We start from the raw sequence: 18,599 nt of genomic DNA, 5'->3' as shown, positions 1-18,599 counted from the left end.
CGGCGGGCCCTAGAAAATCACCTGTCCGCGAGGAATTTCCAGACCCGCACGCAGAGCTTCCGGGAGGTCAGCGATGGAGTCAAGTTCTGCGCCGCCATCACTACCATCGCCACCATCACTGCCGTTACCGCCACCGCCACTCAGCGAACCCAGAATCCACCGCTGCGCTGCATCCGCGGGCACCTCGCCGAGAGTCACGTCGCCATCACGCTTGGACAACCGGCGCCCCTTAGAGTTCACCACCAGTGGAACGTGCACGAACGAAGGCGTCGCATACCCCAAAAGACCAGCCAAGTACGCCTGGCGCGGGGCGGAGGACATCAGATCATCGCCACGCACAACCTCGGTCACACCCTGCTCGGCATCATCGACGACGACCGCGAGGTTGTAGGCCCACATGCCATCGGCACGCTGGAGGACAAAGTCATCGATCGGGGCGGTAATCTCGCCATGCAGCTCATCGGTCGCAGTCCCCTCACACACCTGTGATTTCAGGCGTAACGACGGCCTTCTCCCAGCCGCCGCAAATTCGGCCTTCTTCGCGGAGAGGTGCTCGTCGTCAAGCGAACGGCACGTGCCGGGATACTGACCTGGCACGCCATGGGGCGCGGAGGAGGCGGCGAGGATTTCGCGGCGCGTGCAGAAGCAGGGATAAGTCAGGCCGCGCTGAGTGAGGTCGACAAGTGCGGATTCATACAGCTCAGAGCGTTCGGACTGGCGGACCGGCGTGCCATCCCAGTCGATGCCGATGGCCTCGAGATCGGCGAGCTGCTGCGCCTCATACTCGGGGCGGGAGCGCTGGCGGTCGATATCTTCGATACGCACGATGAAGCGGCCACCCTGCGCGCGGGCGTGCGCCCAGGCCAGCACTGCGGTGCGCAGGTTTCCCAGGTGCAGCCGACCGGTCGGCGAAGGGGCGTAGCGGCCGGTGGGAGGTCTCTGATGTGGTTGAAGAGCGAAGCCAAACATAGGTCGAGAATAACGCCAAATATGCTGAACGCACTTCACTGGAATCCCGCAATGGAATTAGCGATTAAAGTCCATCACGCAGGGTTTTACCGCCATATAGACTCATGCTTCTGTCTACCTCGTTTGTAAATACGTCCCTGTTAACGCAGACCCGCTCATGGACACCAGTGGCAATCACTAGCTCACCCAGTGTTGCAGACACTTCCCATTTAAAGCGATTTCTGGCCTGCATGATGCATTTTGCACGCACCTCAAGCTCAACCCCCTCAGTGCATGGAGCCGTGTGACGTATATTCACACCGAACCCCAAGCTCATCTCTCCTGGGTTCAATAGTTTTTCAGAATCAAGGTGCTTAATACAGGCAAGTTCCAACAATCCCACCGTAAAACCCGTTGCAAATATCGGAGGCATTGAGGCAAATTCGTCCTCGTCGGGATACAAATCGGGAACTGTCTTACCTTCGGGGATTGTATACCTAAAAGCATAGGTTTTTTCAAGAATACTTTTTACCATAACCCTACCTCTCTATAAGCACCTAAGCAGTCATCAGCTAGGCGTTTATTATTTACACTTGCTGTACCAGCGGGATACTGAATCTGAGTTGCAGCTAAAAGCAAATCAGTTAATCCAGTTTCGACCAGCCCGCCACGCGCTCCAAGCACGTTCATGCAGTCAACTACAGTCGCAATTGCACTGTTAACAGATTCGGTTTTCGCTGCGAGGATTAGCGGCTCATTGGGCGTTCCGCGATCTAAGCTAGCCGCTGCAGAAACGCACGCTGCGTTTGAAATAACAAATCGGCGATTGACATTGCCAAGCAGTCCACGGATCGCACTTTTTTGAGATAGGTTTTTTAACTTACCCGTTTCAGATCTTAGATATGCCTTGGTAATATCCAACGCCTTCTGCTGAATTCCCAAAGCAACTGCTGCCAAGTTGAGCTTTCCGAACAGCGTTATCGAACGATGAGCTACCTCCAATCCATCTTTGTCGGAGAGGATATTGTTATTGGTCACACTGCAACCATCAACGAATTCAACACTTCCAATATTAACTCCTTCAAGCCCCGGCAATAAATACGTGTTTCCCGCCTGAATATTCCGCGAATCAGCCGGCACAATAACTGCAAAAAACTTATCGCCTACCGATCCATTAACATTTCTAGCAACAACACCATGCACATCTGCTATATGCGAGTTAACGATAAAATCCTTCTTCCCCACTAAGGAAGACTCCATCGCCCCTTTAAGTATCCGTGTCTCCATTTTCGCAAGATTCGACCCGGATACGGGCTCTGTTAAGCAAATTGAGGAAATTTTCTCTCCGCTACACAGCGGTGGTAACCATTCTTGTTTCTGCTCCTTGCTCGCATTTAAGAATACTGCTAATCCTAACTGAACGGACTGCACTAAAACGCCGATACTTGGATCACAGTGAGACGAAGCCTGGATTGAAAATAGACGTTCTACATGAGATGCACCCGCACCGCCAAAATCTACAGGAATAGAAAGCCCAGCCCACCCCATGCGTCCTACTATTCGACATACTTCTCTCGAAAATTCAATCGAGCTTTCTTTGCAGCTTATATTGCCGAATTCTTCGGTTGCTCGTTCAAGGAATATTTCATACGACTTCATTTTTCTCCAATCTGACTTCTCGACTACCCATCACCGCAACCACTACAGCTACGACCGCGAATGCAATACACACGATTCCGACTATCGCTCTACTTCCACCGCTTAGCCCCGCTGCGAGCGGGCCAACTGCCGTTCCCACGTAGCCCACGATGTAGTAGCTGGAAACAGTCGCAGCAAGATCTTTTCCACGTGCCGCTTCCGAAACCCGCAGCAGAGAGTACTTGAAAGAGAGTCCTTGGCCGACACCACAGATAACGGTTGCAATAACCAGCAAAACAGCAGTTGAGCTAAACAAGCTCAGTGTTACGCCACCCAGCCCGAGCGCGAGAATCACCAACCCCACCGGATACGAGACCCGCTGCGCCCTCCGCCCGAGCATCACCTGAGTCACTGCCGATACTCCGAGCATCAAGGCCGTAATCGACGCAATCTTTAGCTGCGTATCGAAGCCCATATCCTTCGCAGCCAGCGGAACTACGGACTGGAAGAGACCGTTGACTCCATACGCACAGCCAATCGCTAACGCTCCCGGAATGAAAACTCGAATCACATCCCGAGCCACACCAAACTGCGGCCGCCAGCTCACCGAATTTCTCTCGCAGCTACGCTCCCGCACGCGCGCGACACCAACCATCGACACCACGGTGAGCGCTGCGTAAATCCAATACGGCATTTGTAGTGGTGCCGATGAGAACCTGGCTACCACAGCCGAGTACAACGGACCTAAAGCTAATGCCCCAGAGACCGCCACCGTACTTGTGAGCGCGCCGATATGCGTGAGCAATTTCTCCTGCAACAAGGCAGTAAATGATCCCGTTGCGAGACCGACTGAGAATCCTGAAATCACTCGAGCGGCATATAGAACCATTTCATGTGAATCGACTAACCCCGCCGCCAGAAACATCAGGGTTGATGCCAATGACAGCGCCATACTGACTAGTGCGATCGGCTTTCGCCCCAGCGAGTCTGACAAATGTCCGTATGTGAGCGTGACCACTACACCCACCGCATAGCATGCAAAGACAACTACCGTTTTGTTGGCGCTCAAACCCCAATCATGCTGGTATAAGGCATATAGACCGGAGGGCATCGTACTTCCAATTACTACGATGACCAGCCCAAGCGCTAGCGCTGCTCCATCTCGAACATTAGCTTGAACTTCACCCGACATTTCCACCTCCGTCCATACTTTCTGTTCATGAAAAGTATGATTTCACAGAATGTGTTGTACGGCTAGAGGTTTGGTGAAATCAATCTAGCCTCACGTTTGAAACAGCACTAAAACTCCGTTTCAGTCCATTCTTCCGCGTACGGTAACTTGCTTCGAACACCGCAAAGTGATTCGCTAACACCATGAAACAGCGCACGTACTTCGAGCAGGCAGCCGCAATCGCCGCGGAATGCTCGTCTCCCGTGCGCCTGGCAATCCTGGAGTATCTCCTCAAAAATGGTCCGACTCGCGTGCGCAGCCTCGCCGAGTCCACCAACATCGCCGAATCGACGCTGTCCAACAATCTTCGACGCCTCCGCGAAGCCGAAATTGTCGATGTCGAGCGACAAGGGAAGAGCGCGACCTACTCCATCGCTAACCCCTCAATACGCCAGGTAATTGCCAATCTTTTCCAGGCTGCCGGCGCCGACACTGCCGCACCCATCCCAGAGCACCAACCAGCAGTTACCTTCGCCCGGTCTTGCTACGACCACCTAGCAGGATCCCTCGGAGTACAACTCACTCGGGCCCTTTTCGCCAAAGAAGCACTCATCACCGACGCCGGGGACGTCACCTTTGGCCCCAACGCCGAGAAATGCTTCGCCTACCTCGGCACTGGCCTATCCAGCCTCGACGCAAGCAGGAAGACAGCGTTCCTCTGCAAGGACTGGACACACGCCGACTCTCACCTGGCCGGATCGCTCGGCGCCGCGCTCCTGCGTGGCCTCATTTCAAAGGGTTGGTTGACCCCAATCCCCAATTCCCGCGGACTCGAACTCACGGCAGAAGGCAAAGTCGGCCTCGAAGACTTCATCGGCGCTCGCTTGGAGCACTAAGCGGCAGGTAACATTCCCTCCCGTGACAAATAACGAAAACCTGCCCAAGTCTGGGCCGGGCAACGCCGAGGCTGCCGCTGTGAGCACCTCGCACGCGCCCGAGAACGCAACTAAGTCCGAATCCGCAGCACACACGCCACGCCACATCCCGGTACCGAAATCGCTGTACCCGATGTTCACGGCTATTTTCATCGGCGTGCTGATTGTCTCCAACATCACCGCCACCAAGGGCGTGGAAATCTTCGGCCTGGCCACCGACGGTGCCTTCTTCCTCTTCCCCTTGAGCTACGTCATCGGCGACGTGCTTTCCGAGTGCTACGGCTACAAAGCCACCCGCCGCACCGTGTGGACCGGTTTCGCCATCCTCGCCGGCGCAATGCTCTGCTTCTTTGCCGCCATCAAGCTCCCAGCGGCACCGTGGTATGAAAATCAGGAAGCATTCGCCACTGTGCTGGGCACCGTCCCGCAGCTTGTTCTCGCAGGTCTGGCCGGTTATGTCGTCGGTCAGCTGCTCAACGCCTGGTCGCTCAACGCCATTAAGAAGCGCACTGGCGAAAAGGCGCTCTGGGCGCGCCTGATGGGCTCGACTGTGGTTGGTGAGTTCGTCGATACGCTCATCTTCTGCTCCATCGCCGCCACCGCAATCGGCATCGACACCTGGGGCACCTTCGTCAACTACGTCATCGTCGGCTTCATTTGGAAGACCGCGGTCGAAATCGTAGTCATGCCAATCACCTACGCCGTCATCGCGTGGGTCAAGCGCCGCGAAGGCTACTACGACACTCACGTTCCCGCTTAACGACGAAAAAAGTGCCGCGACCTCGCCTGAGATGCGAGTAGTCGCGGCACTTTTTGTTTTTCTACTTCACATCCCGCTTGCCATTGGCCCAATGAGCAACACCAACTGCCACAACAATCCAGGCCACCAGCACCACGATGTTGAACCACATCGGCTGCGTCATGCCGGCTTCAAAGCCAGTACGTGGATTCTCCGGATTTGCCATCAGACCTCCCAGCTGCGTTGACAACTGCTGAATGCGCGCCCCCGGCGTGACCAGCCACAGTGGCCCGAAAATCGCATATGCCAGCGCCGCGAACTCCAGCATGCTTTCCACCACCAGGATCCACACCAGCGGAATGGCGACAGCGGCCACGCGCGAGCGCGTCAACACTCCCAGCGACATCGCGATCAGCCCAAACACGACAAAGCCAAGCACTCCGGCAAGCATTTCCGTGGCAGCGTCACCGCCCTCGAACTCCACGCGCGGCGAAACTGTCACTGCCAACCAGGCAATAGCTACACCGATGACCCAACAGGCAGCAATCAACACAAGCGTCAGCGTCATCCGCGCGGACAGCCACAGACTCCTTCGATCCTGCGTCAAGAACGCATGCGCATTCATCTGATCGTTATACTCACCCGCCAAGGTGGAACCGCCAAAGGCAATTACGATCATGTTGAAGATTACCGTCCCCAACAGCAGCAATTCCCAATCAGCTGTCGCACCAACGTCGGCCGCCATGCTGAAAGCCACCATCGGCCCAGCTATCGAGCCCACCAACAACACCACATACACCCACGTGCCACGCAGGCTGGCCAGCTTCGTCCATTCCGACCGCAAAGCGTTTCCAAAACTCATCTCAGTCACTCCCCTACTGCCCAATCGCCTGCGCGCGGTACTCCTGCGATTCCTGGGTCGCAGCCAGGAACTTCTCTTCCAGGTTGTCGCGCTTCGTGTTCAACCGCGTCACCAACAGCCCCTCACGCAGGGCAGCGGCCGCAATGTCGCGGCGGAGTTGCTGCTCGCTGATGCCGTCGTAAAGCGGAATGCGCAATTGCTTATCGACGTCAACCCCACGCGCCACCGGCCCCAACGCCTGCAGCAGCCGAGCCGGATCATCGACCTCAACTTCGACGACCGTGCCGTCGGCGAGGAATTCGTCCATGGTGTACTCGCCGATCATGCGGCCGCGACCGATGACGACAATGCGGTCGGCGGTGAGCTGCATCTCGGAAAGGAGGTGCGACGACACGAGAACAGCGCAGCCCTGTGCTGCCAGGGCCTTGATGGTGTGGCGCATCCACGAGACGCCTTCCGGGTCCAAGCCGTTGACCGGCTCATCCAGGATTAGATGCTGCGGCTTGCCGAGCAGAGCCGCCGCCACTCCCAGACGCTGCTTCATACCCAGCGAATAGCCACCGACCTTGTCCTTCGCCGCCTCGGTCATACCGACCTGCTCGAGGCACTCCTCCACACGGGTGTCGGGGATGCCGGCGCCGCGGGCGAGGGCCCGCAGATGAGCACGACCCGAACGAGCCTTGTTGTGCCACGTCGCATCCAGGATTGCGCCCGCGACGCTGGGCTTATTCTTCAGCGTGGAAAAGGGCTGGTTGCTGTAGGTGTTGCCCTGTGAATCCGTCCCGGTGAACAAGGCCTGGCCCGTGGTCGGGGCATCGAGGCCCAGCATGCAGCGCATGGTGGTGGACTTGCCGGAGCCGTTTGGGCCGAGAAAACCTGTCACTACACCGTCGGGAACGGTGAAGGACAGGTCATCGACGGCTAATTTCGAGCCGTACTTCTTGCTGAGTCGTTCAACCGTGATCATGCCCTCCATGATGCCGGTTGAGACTGCCTCGCGCAGTAGAGCTAGGTCTAGTTTTGAGGTCCCCGGGCCCAAGTTCCACTTCACGACACGGGTGTCACCTCATGCCACCTCCACAGCTGGCACGAGGTGACATGGCTGTCGTGAAGTGCGAAAAGCTAGAAGTCTAGCCCCACCCCAGTCCTCAGCCGCTAATTCCCCACCGCGCGGCCGCCATTGGCGTAGTAGCGGCCCATGAACTCATCGCGGTACTCGAAGAACCGGTCCTCCAGGATTGCAGCGCGAATGTTCTCCACCAGCTTGACCATGAAAAACAGGTTGTGAATCGTGCACAGCGTGCCGGCCAGATACTCCTTGGCCTTCAACAAATGATGCAGGTAGGCCCGGGAATAATTCAGCGACGTGTAGGAGGGCACCTCCGCGTCCACGGGGCGGAAGTCGTTCTTGAAACGGGCATTGGTCAAGGTCATCCGGCCATCGAGCGTGTACACACCACCACGGCGGGCAAGCCTGGTCGGAGCCACACAGTCAAAGGTGTCGGCACCGGCCCCGACAGCGGCGAAAATATCGTCCGGCTCCGAGATTCCCAGTAGGTGGCGGGCGCGGTCGTCGGGAAGCTCGTCATTGACCCAACCGCAGATCAGGCCCAGATTCTGCTTCTCAATCGCCCCACCAATGCCATAGCCGTGGAAACCGAGCTGGCCGGCGTCCTCGAACTCGCGGGAGAGCTCGACCAGCCCGCGGGCGGCCTTGCGGCGCAGGTCTTCGTACTGCGCACCCTGCACGACACCGAATAACTGCTGGATGGGCAACTGGCCGTCGTCAAGCGAATGGACGTGCCCGTCGACCTGACCGCGCGAAACTGTCAGCTCGTTGTGAGCCTCCAGGCAACGGCGCGCCCAGCGGTGCGTGCGCGCGACGGACGCCTCCTGGTAGCCGCGGGTGTTCATGAGCGTGGTGAGCTCGTCAAATGCCATCATGATGTCAGCGCCCAGCGCGTGCTGAATACGCATGGACACCTCCGGCGTGAAACGGTGCTCGGAGCCATCGATGTGCGAGCGGAAAGTCACGCCGTCCTCATCGACGAACGCGTTGCGCTCTTTGCCCTCGGCGACGATGTCGTCTTTCTGCATGCCAGTGACGTCCATCGCGAGGGTCTTTTTAAAGCCCGCGCCGAGGCTGAGCACCTGGAATCCACCGGAGTCGGTGAACGTCGGACCGTTCCAGTTGGAGAACTTAGCCAATCCGCCGGCTTGGTCGACGATTTCCTCGCCGGGCTGCAGGTACAGGTGGTACGCGTTCGACAGCATCGCCTGCGCGCCGGTGGATCGCACCTGCTCGGGCGTGAGTGTCTTCACGGTCGCCTTCGTGCCGACCGGAATGAACGCCGGCGTAGCAATATCGCCATGCGGGGTGTGGATGGTGCCAGCACGTCCGCGCGCGCCTTCGATTTGCTTTACGACGTCAAAGCCCGTCGTCCTCGACTGCGACATGAAGCTCCTTGGTTGTGGTCCAGTGCTAATGCATTGAGGTTACCTGGGTACTATTCGCAAGTTACTCAGCGCTGTCGTTTTCCTCGGGCTGAATAGCGTTTTCCGGGTCCCACACGGCGCGGCTACGACGTGGCGCTTCCTCTTCGAGTCCTTCGCGCTTCATCAGTTCCGCAACCGTAATCTTCTTTCGCTTACGAGCCGGGCTGTAGTACGGACGGACCTCGATATCCTTGGCATTTTCCGGGTTCGGCTGGGCGTCGGTTGGTTCAGCTGGCGCTGCCTGCATGAGCTGTTCGGTCGGCTCTGCCTGCTCCGGCTGCTCAGTCGGCTCCGGCTGTTCGGCCTGCTCAGGCTCAGCTGGTGCCGTCGGGGCGGACGGTTCGGCCTGCTCGGAGCGCTCAGGTTGTTCGGCCTGTTCAGTCTGCTCAGCCTGGTCAGCCTGCTCGACTTCCTCCAGCTTTGCCTTCTTCCGCTTCGGAATCCAGCGGTTACGCTTCTTGGTCGCGACAGCCACAGCAGTGCCGCCCGCTGTACCCCCTGTACCAGCTGCAGCGGCTGCCCCCTCTGCACCAGCACCGACTTCACCATCGGCACTGTCTGTTTCGTCCTCGTCCTCGTCAGCGTCGCCAAAGCCACGCCCGGCACCTTCACTTTCGGGCAACAGGGACTCACCGCGAGCCATACGCTCCCGGCGGCCCTTCTCCACCAGCTCCTCGGAAACCTCTTCCAGGGCGGAGCCTTCGACATCCACAGAAGGCAACACCTTGTCCAGCCACTTCGGCATGTACCACGTAGCGCGGCCAAGCAAGAACATGGCTGCCGGGATGAACGTCATGCGGATAACGAAGGCGTCGAAAAGCACTGCGGCACCCAGCGCGAAACCGAATACCTTAATAATCGCCAGGGGCTGCCCGGCGAACGCTGCGAAGACGGAGATCATAATAATCGCAGCGGCAGTGACCACACGAGCGCCGAGCGTAAAGCCCTCAACGACCGATTCTTCGACCGCGTTGTACTTCGACTCTGGTGAGGATTCACCCTTGTTGTGGGTGTAATGCTCGCGCATGCGGGAAACCAGGAAGACCTGATAGTCCATGGCCAAACCGAACGTCACGCCGATGAGGAAGATTGGCACAAAGCTGACCAACGGACCGGGAGTGCTAATCACACCCCAGAGGCCATCCTGGAAAAATGCCACTGTGACACCGAATGCGGCTGCGACAGAGAGCAAGAAGCCCACACCCGCAGTCAACGGCACCATCAGGGAACGGAAAATCATCAGCAGCAGGATCACTGCCAGACCCACGACAACGCCCAAGTAGAGCGGCATTGCGCCCTGGAGGCGGTCGGTGATGTCAATTTCAATAGGAACCAGGCCAGTGACACCGGTGAATAGGCCGGTGGTCTGCTCAATCTGCTTCTGCTGATCGCGCACCGCGTTCATCAGCTGCTTGGTCGCGGGATCGAGTGGACCCGACTTCGGGGTCATAATCATCTTGACCGCAGTGCCGTCATGATTCATGCCAATCATCTGGATGTGCTCGACACCGATGTTGGATTTGAACTGGTCGACAGCGTAACTATAGGAAGCCTTGCGGGCGGCCTCGATGTCAGAGAGTTCCGGGTTGGTCTGCCTCAGGGACTCGATAAGTGGTTTGAGCACCGGTGCATCGGGCTTCACATCGTCCGACTTGGCAACAATGATGAGCTGAGAATTACGTCCCGCGCCGAAGCCCTCTTCAATCATGGTGATGGCCTTGCGGTTCGTGCTGTCCTTCGCCGCAGTAGAGTCGGACGGAAGCGCCAGCTTCAAGTGCATGGCCGGGTAGGCCAATGCCAACAATAGGACGATACAGCCGACCAAGAACAACCCTGGGGCCTTGTGCACAAAGGTGACCCAACGTCGCCCCATCGTCATCTCACCGAAGAAGGAAGAGCGACGTTCCTTGCGCGGATTACGCGAGGGGTTGCCAGCAACACCGGGCACGCGACCAGCGAAGACCTTGTCCCCCAGCAGAGACATTACTGCCGGCAGCAGGGTCAGAGAGACCAGCACTGTGAAGGCCACCGTAATTGCCGCCGAAATACCCATCAGGGACATGAACGGCACCTTGGCGACCGTCAGCGCTGCCAAGGCGACAATCACGGTGAGGCCAGCGAAAACCACAGCGGAGCCAGCCGTACCGGTCGCCATGCCGATGGCGTCTTCGTTGGTCATCCCTCGGGCTCTTTCCGCCCTGTAGCGAGAGAGGATGAACAGTGCGTAGTCAATACCGACAGCCAGGCCGAACATGACAGCAAGCACCGGGGTAATCGAGTTGACGTCGGTGAATGCGGTCATCAATGTCACGCCGAAGACACCGATGATAATGCCCACTACCGCCGTCACAATAGGTAGGAACGAAGCGACCAGAGATCCGAAGGTGACAACCAGCACGATAAACGCCACGGTCACACCGATAATCTCCGAGGTCGGAGCTACCTCAATCGCGGGCTGCATGCCCGGGCCAGAGGCCTCGACCTTGATACCTGCGTCACGACCGGCCTGCATTGCGTCGAGGAGCGCCTGCATATTCTCCGGCTCGATATCCTGCGGCATCTTGGCATCGAAAACGAAGGTGGAAATACCGTAGCGACCGTCATCGGACACGGTACGCAGGGCATTGGCATCGGCCTCGGCAACATCCTTGGGCAGGCCGGCGGCCATGCCCTGTTCCTTGACCATCGCCTGCATCTTCGGATTGAGGTCTACCGGGTTGTGAAGTTGCAAATCATCGGAGATTTGGCCGACATTGTCGCGGATGCCGTTAATGACCTGGTCAACAGCTTCTTTATTCTGTGGGTCATCGAGCCTCTGCCCCTCCGGGGCCTCGAAGGCGACATAGATACGCTGCTCTCGAATTGGGTTCGGAACATCGGGGAACTTTTCCTCAATCACGTGCGAAGCCGTTGCCGACGGCATGCCGGGGATCGAGAACTGGTCGATGAACCCCTTCTGGAATGCGGCAACTGCACCGCCCAGCCCCGCCAAAATCAGGAACCACGCGATGATCACAGTCCATTTATGCAGGTAGGAGAACCTGCCGAGTTTGAACAAGGCCTTTGCCATGTCAAGTTTCCCTTACGTCTAATATTCGCCTGGACCGCCCCAACTGCCGCTTCCCCGAGTTCGCACTAACCAAGCACTCCCTCGGAATCCACCTGCAGTTTGAAGCCTCTTCGCTACTCCGATGCTAGCGACCACCCCGGATTGGCCAACATCAACTCTGGCGCTGACATGGTCATTGAGGGCGGGCACGACATAAAAACCGGAAATACTTTTGCTAAGAGTAGCGGACTTCCCGGATAAACGTGAACAATGGGGTGTGTGTTACTGATGTTATTTTTGTGATTTAGGCACTCCAGGTCGGATGTCTCACCATTCACCGCTTTACGACGGGCACCTCCCCCCACACACCACACTCAGGCAATCAGGGCCGATTAAATGCAAAAACCCCCGAGGCTCCTACTTAAAGGAACCACCGGGGGTTTTATTGGCGGTGACGGAGGGATTTGAACCCTCGGTACGGGGTTACCGCACAAAGCATTTCGAGTGCTTCACCTTCGGCCGCTCGGACACGTCACCGCTAGAAAACGTTACAGGTAGCCCCTTTATCTACCAAATCCCCAGGTCAGAAGGCTCAGCTGTCCGCACAATCGACACCGCCGGTCCTCCGCCAAGCCGTTCACAAAGAACCACAGCCCCCGCCATCCCAAATCACTCCATCTACTGCACCATTCACTTAAACCACCGCACTCTTCGGGGTGGCCAACGCCCTCTGAGATATGAAGGAATAGTCTGTAGCTTGAAATCTAGAAACTTAAACACAGAAGTGCAGCCACACAGAAAGGGTTCTCCCTCATGATTCGTTCCGCCATCATCGGCTACGGCAACTTGGGCCACAGCGTCGAAAAGGTCATCGCTGACCAGCCGGACATGGAACTCGTCGGCGTTTTCTCCCGTCGTGATTCGCTAGACACTGAGGCCCGCGTACTCCCGGCGGCGGAGGTCGAAAAGTACAAGGACGAGGTAGACGTTCTGTTCGTGTGCCTCGGCTCGGCCACCGATGTCCCAGAGCAGGCACCTGAGCTGGCAAAGAACTTTACGACGGTCGACACCTACGACAACCACCACGAGATTCCGAAGCACCGCGCCGCCATGGACGCCGCCGCCCGCGAGGGTGACAACATCGCCATGATCTCGACCGGTTGGGATCCGGGTCTGTTCTCCCTGAACCGTGTCTTGGGCGCTGCCATCCTGCCGGGCGCAGACCAGATGACGTTCTGGGGGCCGGGTCTATCGCAGGGCCACTCCGATGCCGTGCGTCGCGTGCCGGGAGTGAAGAAGGGTGTCCAGTACACCAAGCCAAACCCGGAAGCTATCGAGGCTGTGAAGAAGGGCGAGGGCGCAGATCTGAAGGGTAACGAGTGCCACCTGCGCCACTGCTTCGTCGTCGCTGAAGAGACGGGCAACGCCGACGAGGACGCCAAGCTCAAGGAGCAAATCCGCGAGGCCATCGTGACCATGCCGGATTACTTTGCTCCTTACGAGACCATCGTGGACTTCATCTCTGAAGAGGAGTTCGACCGCGACCACCAGGGCATGCCGCACGGCGGCCAGGTCATTACCCGTGGCCAGGCCGGTACCTCCGGTCACGTCATCGAGTTCGGTCTCGAACTGGAGCGCAACCCCGACTTCACCGCAGCCGTCCAGGTTGCCTACGGTCGCGCTGCCTACCGCCTGAAGCAGGCTGGCGAGACTGGTGCCCGTACCGTCTTCGAGATCGCCCCGTACCTACTGTCCGCCGAACCACTGGATGACCTGGTGGCTCAGAAGCTGTAGCCAGCCCCAACGCTGACAGCCGGCCATCGAAACACAAAGAACCCCAACCGTCTCCGCACATCAGAAGCGGAGACGGTTGGGGTTATCTCTACCCGAGAGCTAAGCGCTTTACTTGTCAGTCAGCTTGCCCAAGGTCTCAGTGGCCTTATCCTTCAGGTCCTCAGCACCCTGCTTGACCTTGGACGCAGCCTGCTCGCCCTTGCCCTGGTTTGCCAGGTCGTCGTTGCCAACGGCGTCGCCGGCAGCTTCCTTAACCTTGCCGCCCAACTCGTCGGCCTTGTTCTGCAGCTCGCTCATTATGTAAGCCTCCTATGTAAACGACTTATCTATTCTCTAGAGCCACCGTCTAGCAGCCCCACTAGTTCCGACGGTACGTGAAAATGAAGACTCGTCACGGCCACAGTGGGAATTGTGACCTAACTGTGACCCCGCTCACGCTTCCGACTGCCGTTGCCGTTCGAAGAATTCCCGCAGGTAAACGGAGCATTCGTCGGCAAGCACACCCCCGCGCACCTGCGGCGTGAATGCGTGGGCGGGATCGCGGATGACATCGGCGATAGAGCCGCACGCGCCGGTCTTGGGCGACCACGCGCCGAAGACCACGCGCCCCACGCGCCCCATGACGCACGCGCCGGCGCACATCACGCACGGCTCAAGTGTCACGACCAACGTGCACTGCTCCAGCCGCCAGCCGTCACCAACAGCGCGGGTGGCCTCGCGCAACGCAATGACTTCGGCGTGGGCAAGTGGGTCACCATCCGCTTCCCGACGGTTCGAGCCCCGGCCCACAACCCTGCCCTCGGCATCCACGACCACAGCTCCCACCGGCACATCCCCGGGGGCCGTGTGAACAGCTTCGGCGATAGCCAGGCGCATCCACTCTTCGTCGAGAATGTCCTGTTTTCGACGGGGCAGGGCGCTTGGCCGACCAGCTGGCTGGCTGGCCGCAAGGGCGCTTGGCCGCCCGGCCAGATGACCTTTGTCAGGGTTAGTCGTCATAGGGGTCGTAGTCGTCATCGTCACCGTCGTAATCCAGGTCGGCGACATCGGCGAGCTCCTCGGCGCACCCCAGCTCCTCGGCAATGGCAAGAAGCTGCTCGGACGCCCACAGCGACTGATCGTCACAGATGGACTCCAGGGCTTCCTCCGAACAGCCCAGGTCAGCGAGGATATCCATATCTCCTTCGGCCCAGGCGTCGACATCGTCGAGCTCGTCCTCGTCGAGGTCGGGGATATCCAGATCCAGCTCGTCGAACACATCTGCCGCAATGTCGTCGGTGACGGCGGCGGTGGCGTCGGAAAGCACAACGCGCAGCGACCCAACGCCCTGGCGCACGAGAATAAAGTAATCGTCGTCGATATTGAGCATTCCGACAGCGGCGCGTTCCGAACGCAGATTGCGCAGCGCCTGTGCAGCGTCGGCGAGGGAATCGGTGGCGTCGTCCCCAAGATCGACGACGCGCCAACCGCGCTCCCCCATAGTTACGGCAACCGCGAAGGAGCGGTCGTCATCGGAGGTGTACCCTCCGGAAAAGGTCGTGCTCATAACCCACAACGCTAGTCGCTGTATGTCATGCTTGTCAGGTGAGCAATTTCGAGTCCCCCTCCCCTGCTTCGTCCTCCCTGTCAGCTGCACAACTACCCGCGGTATGCATCCTCGGTTTGGGCCTCATCGGTGGCTCCATGATGCGCGATCTGCGGGCCCATAACGTCGAATGCTTCGGTTGGAATCGCTCGTCTGCAACGGTCGAGGAAGCCACGAAGGAGGGATTCGATGCCAGCACGGATTTTCAGGCCACTCTCGAACGCGCTGAGGCCAGCGGCGCACTCATCGTTATCGGCACCCCCATGACGGTCGTCGGCGCGATGCTGGATGCCATCAACGAGCACGCCCCCAGCTGTGGCATCACGGATGTGGTCTCCGTGAAGGCCGCCGTCGCCGCCGAGGTCGCCGCGCGTGGCATGGAGGAACGCTTCGTCGGCGCGCACCCGATGGCGGGTTCTGCGCAGGCGGGCTGGTCCGCCACGCTCGAAGGGCTTTTCGACGGTGCCCCCTGGGTCATCACCTACGACCTGGCAGCTGCTACCGATGCTGCGGGCGATCCCGTCCCGGAGCGCTGGATTGAAGTCTTTTCGCAGGTCGCCAACTTGGGAGCAGCTCTTGGCAGTCAACTCATTCCAGCGCTGAGCGATCACCACGATGCCAGCGTCGCCCGCATCTCCCACATGCCACACCTAGCGGCCTACGCAATTGCCGCCGCCGGTGAAGCCGGTGGCCCCCTGGCCATTTCGCTTGCAGCCGGCTCTTTCCGCGACTGCACCCGCGTCGCCGCCGCTGCTCCTGACATGGTCATGTCCTGGTGTGAGAACAACACCGAACCCGTGCTCACCGCGCTTGACGACGTCATCGAGCGCCTCACCGCCGCGCGCACCCAGTTGGCCACCGAGGGAACCGCTATGGACCTGGCCAAAACCGGTCAGATTGCCCGTGTCCGCTACGAGGCTCGCCCTGCTCACCGCCCGATTTTCCGACTGCGCGTCGGCGAGGGCGGCTGGATCAACCAGTTGAAGTTGGCCGAAAGCGTCGGCGGGCAGATAGATGTGTTCTAGTGTGGAACTATGTTTTCCCCCGAGCTGCACACCAGCCTCGCAGGCATCACTGTCGTCAACTTCGCCATTAACGTTCCGGGACCACTGGCCGCTCAGCACTTGGGCCAGCTAGGCGCCCGGGTGATTAAGGTCGAACCACCCACAGGCGACCCGCTCGGTTCCTTCGGCCGCCCTTGGTACGAAGCTATGTCCGCAGGTCACGAGATTATCCAGGCGAATCTGAAGAGCGATGAGGGCCGCGCACAGCTGAGCTCACTGATCGATGAGGCCGATGTGGTCATCACCTCGGTTCGCCCCTCCGCGCTGGAACGCATGGGACTGGCGGGTCTCCACGAGCGCCCGAATGGGCCGGTACATATCGACATTGTCGGTGATACCGAAGCTCCAGAAACACCCGGCCATGACCTGACCTACCAGGCGGAGGCCGGAACCCTCACGCCTCCGGCCATGCCCCCGGTGCTGTTGGGCGACATTCTGGGCGCACACTTTGCGGTCACCGCTGCCCTTGCCGGGTTGATTAAGCGGGCAGGTGCTGGGGCGGACGTCGTAAAGCAGTCTGGACTGCACTGCCGCATCGGCCTGAAGCAGGCTGGTGAGACCGGTGCCGCGCCGCTGAAGTACGGCATGACGGCGCCCGGCGGACTACTCGGTGGCGGCCTGTGGACGTACGGCCTCTACCCCAGCGCCGATGGCTACGCGGCCGTGGCAGCGCTGGAGCCGCACTTTGCCGCCGCCCTGACCGAGGCCACTGGCGCGAGCAACCGCGAGGAACTCGCAGCCTTCCTCAGCGAGCGCACCAATGCCGAAATAATGCAGTTTGCCAGCGAAAAAGCGCTACCGCTGGCTGCGGTGGAGTAAGCGGAAAGCTAAAGCCCCGCGCCTCGAGGCGCCGGGGACCTGAAGCCTTACGCGGTCAGCCCCGCGGCCTCCGCGGTGAGCTCTACCGAACGCAGTCGGTCAGGAACCTTCAACGACTGATGAGCCACGATTAGCTCATCCGCCGTCGAGTACTCACCGAACTGCGCAATCTGCTCACGCACCTGCGCCACCGTGCCGACTGCCGTATGACGGAACATATTCTGCACCTGGCGCCCCTGCGGAGTATCCATCAGAATCTCCGCCTCATCGTCAGTGAGATGATGCCCACCGCGGCTGAGGAAACGCCTGACCATGTTCCTGCGGGTAGCGAAGTACTGCTGCTGCGCATACTCTTCGCTTTCCGACGCAATCACATTCATGGCCGCAAAAGCGTACGGCTTATCCAGCTGCTCAGAAGGCTGGAACTGCTCGCGGTAGACCGCGATGGCATCGCGAAGCGCGTCCGGCGCGAAGTGCGAAGCAAATGCGTACGGCAAGCCGAGCGCCGCCGCGAGCTGAGCACCAAAGAGCGAGGAGCCCAGGATGTACAGCGGCACGTGGGTGCCACGGCCCGGAATCGCGTTGATGCCCTTGATCAGCGACTCGTCGGAGAGGTAACCGCGCAGCTCCTGCACATCCTGCGGGAAGGAATCGGAAGAGCGCGGGTCACGACGCAGCGCACGCATAGTGGCCTGGTCAGTGCCCGGCGCGCGGCCAAGCCCCAGCTCGATGCGATCCGGGTACAGGTTCGCGAGCGTGCCGAACTGCTCCGCGACCGTCAGCGGTGCATGATTCGGCAGCATGACGCCGCCGGAGCCGAGGGTGATGCTCTCGGTTTTTGCAGCCACGGCTGCGATAAGAACGGCCGGCGACGAGGACGCGATGGAGTTCATATTGTGGTGTTCTGCGTACCAAATACGCTGATAACTGGCCTTTTCCGCAGTCTGTGCCAAATCAATGGAGCCTTGCAGGGCGTCAGCGTGGGACTGCCCCGAGGCTACGGTAGCAAGGTCAAGAATGGACTCAGTACGAATCATGGTTCCACTGTAGACCGTTAGGCAGATATTGCGAGTTTGAGATGTTTCGAATACTGAGGCGCTGGGGTTTGGGGGTTTGAGATTTGGCGTTTGGAGGTTTGAGGGTGGCTCGTGGGTGGACGGGCACATGGGTGCGGGTGGCGGTGGCGGTTTGCGGGCACATGGGTGCGGGTGCGGATGGCGGGTGGCGGTGGCAGTTTGCGGGTGCGGGTGCGGATGGCGGGTGGCGGGTGCGGTTTGCGGATGCAGGTGGGCGGAAATGCGAACTTCGTGTCGACTTCACTTACGAAAAAGGCACGAATATTCTAGTTCCCTGCTTGATTCTCCGCTCCGCCCCTCACCTGTCAATTCCGCCCCTCACCTGTCGATGAGATATTCACATATCGATGAGCTATAGCCTGGCCACAAGTGAATAGCTCATCGACATGAGGGGTTAAGTAAAGAAAAGTGTGTCCGCATGCC

The 18,599-nt window shown here is 59.2% G+C and carries 17 protein-coding genes and 1 tRNA gene; 5 read left to right on the top strand and 13 right to left on the bottom strand.

Annotated features, from left to right (window positions below; all coding sequences use genetic code 11):
* Positions 1 to 9: 9 nt before the first annotated feature.
* The 4 genes from gluQRS to HMPREF2651_RS10830 all read right to left on the bottom strand — a co-directional run bounded on the left by gluQRS (position 10) and on the right by HMPREF2651_RS10830 (position 3,778).
* Positions 10 to 969 (bottom strand): tRNA glutamyl-Q(34) synthetase GluQRS, encoded by a 960-nt coding sequence (gene gluQRS / locus HMPREF2651_RS08085; RefSeq protein WP_049181403.1) that lies wholly within the window; start codon positions 967 to 969, stop codon positions 10 to 12.
* Between the two features lie 64 nt (positions 970 to 1,033).
* Positions 1,034 to 1,483, bottom strand: a complete 450-nt coding sequence (locus tag HMPREF2651_RS08080; protein ID WP_049181401.1) for a thioesterase family protein — start codon at positions 1,481 to 1,483, stop codon at positions 1,034 to 1,036.
* Positions 1,477 to 2,607, bottom strand: a complete 1,131-nt coding sequence (locus HMPREF2651_RS10835; RefSeq protein ID WP_080972872.1) for an acyl-CoA dehydrogenase family protein — start codon at positions 2,605 to 2,607, stop codon at positions 1,477 to 1,479. Before HMPREF2651_RS10835 ends, HMPREF2651_RS08080 begins: the two co-directional genes overlap by 7 nt.
* Positions 2,594 to 3,778 carry an MFS transporter gene (locus tag HMPREF2651_RS10830; protein WP_083300190.1) on the bottom strand — a complete coding sequence of 395 codons (1,185 nt, stop codon included), beginning with the start codon at positions 3,776 to 3,778 and terminating at the stop codon, positions 2,594 to 2,596. The genes HMPREF2651_RS10835 and HMPREF2651_RS10830 overlap by 14 nt, the downstream gene beginning before the upstream one ends.
* A gap of 182 nt (positions 3,779 to 3,960) precedes the next feature.
* Between HMPREF2651_RS10830 and HMPREF2651_RS08070 the strand changes: the two genes are divergently transcribed.
* Positions 3,961 to 4,653, top strand: a complete 693-nt coding sequence (locus HMPREF2651_RS08070) for an ArsR/SmtB family transcription factor (protein ID WP_049181396.1) — start codon at positions 3,961 to 3,963, stop codon at positions 4,651 to 4,653.
* 22 nt (positions 4,654 to 4,675) lie between these two features.
* Positions 4,676 to 5,452: a queuosine precursor transporter gene (locus tag HMPREF2651_RS08065; protein WP_049181394.1), complete on the top strand. Its 777-nt coding sequence runs from the start codon at positions 4,676 to 4,678 to the stop codon at positions 5,450 to 5,452.
* A 61-nt stretch (positions 5,453 to 5,513) separates the two neighbouring features.
* Here the strand turns inward: HMPREF2651_RS08065 and HMPREF2651_RS08060 are convergent, their stop codons facing one another.
* The 5 genes from HMPREF2651_RS08060 to HMPREF2651_RS08040 all read right to left on the bottom strand — a co-directional run bounded on the left by HMPREF2651_RS08060 (position 5,514) and on the right by HMPREF2651_RS08040 (position 12,375).
* On the bottom strand, positions 5,514 to 6,293 hold the full coding sequence (locus HMPREF2651_RS08060; RefSeq protein ID WP_049181390.1) for an ABc transport system integral membrane protein: 780 nt from the start codon (positions 6,291 to 6,293) through the stop codon (positions 5,514 to 5,516).
* Between the two features lie 13 nt (positions 6,294 to 6,306).
* Positions 6,307 to 7,269, bottom strand: coding sequence for an ABC transporter ATP-binding protein (locus HMPREF2651_RS08055; protein WP_187402556.1), 963 nt, complete (start codon positions 7,267 to 7,269; stop codon positions 6,307 to 6,309).
* A gap of 179 nt (positions 7,270 to 7,448) precedes the next feature.
* On the bottom strand, positions 7,449 to 8,750 hold the full coding sequence (gene tgt, locus HMPREF2651_RS08050; protein ID WP_038627312.1) for a tRNA guanosine(34) transglycosylase Tgt: 1,302 nt from the start codon (positions 8,748 to 8,750) through the stop codon (positions 7,449 to 7,451).
* 61 nt (positions 8,751 to 8,811) lie between these two features.
* Positions 8,812 to 11,859: an MMPL family transporter gene (locus HMPREF2651_RS08045; RefSeq protein WP_049181389.1), complete on the bottom strand. Its 3,048-nt coding sequence runs from the start codon at positions 11,857 to 11,859 to the stop codon at positions 8,812 to 8,814.
* Positions 11,860 to 12,284: 425 nt separating this feature from the next.
* A tRNA-Ser gene (locus tag HMPREF2651_RS08040) sits at positions 12,285 to 12,375 on the bottom strand.
* Positions 12,376 to 12,651: 276 nt separating this feature from the next.
* On the opposite strand from HMPREF2651_RS08040, the gene HMPREF2651_RS08035 reads away from it, so the two are divergent.
* Positions 12,652 to 13,632, top strand: a complete 981-nt coding sequence (locus HMPREF2651_RS08035; RefSeq protein ID WP_049181387.1) for a diaminopimelate dehydrogenase — start codon at positions 12,652 to 12,654, stop codon at positions 13,630 to 13,632.
* Between the two features lie 108 nt (positions 13,633 to 13,740).
* Here the strand turns inward: HMPREF2651_RS08035 and HMPREF2651_RS08030 are convergent, their stop codons facing one another.
* The 3 genes from HMPREF2651_RS08030 to HMPREF2651_RS08020 form a co-directional block, all read right to left on the bottom strand.
* On the bottom strand, positions 13,741 to 13,929 hold the full coding sequence (locus HMPREF2651_RS08030; protein WP_005510930.1) for a CsbD family protein: 189 nt from the start codon (positions 13,927 to 13,929) through the stop codon (positions 13,741 to 13,743).
* A gap of 135 nt (positions 13,930 to 14,064) precedes the next feature.
* On the bottom strand, positions 14,065 to 14,679 hold the full coding sequence (gene tadA, locus HMPREF2651_RS08025) for a tRNA adenosine(34) deaminase TadA (RefSeq protein ID WP_080972874.1): 615 nt from the start codon (positions 14,677 to 14,679) through the stop codon (positions 14,065 to 14,067).
* Positions 14,621 to 15,178 carry a tRNA adenosine deaminase-associated protein gene (locus HMPREF2651_RS08020; protein ID WP_005510946.1) on the bottom strand — a complete coding sequence of 186 codons (558 nt, stop codon included), beginning with the start codon at positions 15,176 to 15,178 and terminating at the stop codon, positions 14,621 to 14,623. Before HMPREF2651_RS08020 ends, tadA begins: the two co-directional genes overlap by 59 nt.
* Positions 15,179 to 15,216: 38 nt before the next feature.
* On the opposite strand from HMPREF2651_RS08020, the gene HMPREF2651_RS08015 reads away from it, so the two are divergent.
* Both HMPREF2651_RS08015 and HMPREF2651_RS08010 read left to right on the top strand, forming a co-directional pair.
* A complete protein-coding gene (locus HMPREF2651_RS08015; protein WP_049181384.1) occupies positions 15,217 to 16,242 on the top strand; it encodes a prephenate dehydrogenase in 1,026 nt (341 codons plus the stop codon).
* Between the two features lie 9 nt (positions 16,243 to 16,251).
* On the top strand, positions 16,252 to 17,100 hold the full coding sequence (locus tag HMPREF2651_RS08010; RefSeq protein ID WP_038627302.1) for a CoA transferase: 849 nt from the start codon (positions 16,252 to 16,254) through the stop codon (positions 17,098 to 17,100).
* A 47-nt stretch (positions 17,101 to 17,147) separates the two neighbouring features.
* On the opposite strand, the gene HMPREF2651_RS08005 is transcribed toward HMPREF2651_RS08010, so the two are convergent.
* Entirely contained in the window at positions 17,148 to 18,137 is a 990-nt protein-coding gene (locus tag HMPREF2651_RS08005; protein WP_049181383.1) for an LLM class flavin-dependent oxidoreductase, read from the bottom strand.
* Positions 18,138 to 18,599: the final 462 nt, after the last annotated feature.

It is taken from the genome of Corynebacterium sp. HMSC063A05, assembly GCF_001809695.1.
In the GTDB taxonomy this organism is placed as follows: domain Bacteria; phylum Actinomycetota; class Actinomycetes; order Mycobacteriales; family Mycobacteriaceae; genus Corynebacterium; species Corynebacterium amycolatum.
The sequence above is the reverse complement of the archived record's forward strand: the minus strand, read 5'-3'. Positions and strand labels throughout refer to the sequence as shown.